This is a genomic window from Paraburkholderia sp. SIMBA_053 (assembly GCF_046534895.1).
Taxonomy (GTDB): domain Bacteria; phylum Pseudomonadota; class Gammaproteobacteria; order Burkholderiales; family Burkholderiaceae; genus Paraburkholderia; species Paraburkholderia caledonica.
In genome coordinates this window covers 1-230 of the sequence record NZ_JAWRXU010001914.1, presented here as the reverse complement: position 1 = coordinate 230, position 230 = coordinate 1, and the positions used below count along the sequence as shown (strand labels likewise).

Sequence of the window (230 nt, the reverse complement as noted above, 5' to 3'; positions counted from 1 at the left end):
CTTGGCCATGTCCGATTCTGACGACATGCCGCGCATCATGACGGTAAGTTTCTCGATCTCACCGGCGGCATTCATGATGGCCATCTGCCATCCGAACGTTGCACTGAAGATCGTGCCAAGCGCCTGCTCGGCAGTAGCTAAAATGATGGTTAAATCGCGAGTTTTAGCCGCTAGACCCTCAACAGAGGCATCGAGCTTTTTGACTTGAGCGGCGCTGCTGACGGCTCTAT

At 53.9% G+C, this 230-nt stretch carries 1 protein-coding gene; it reads right to left on the bottom strand.

The genetic code is table 11. The features are described 5' to 3' along the window. Positions 1-230, bottom strand: a 230-nt coding sequence (locus tag SB753_RS42205; RefSeq protein ID WP_410805841.1) for a hypothetical protein, incomplete at both ends; no start/stop codon positions are given.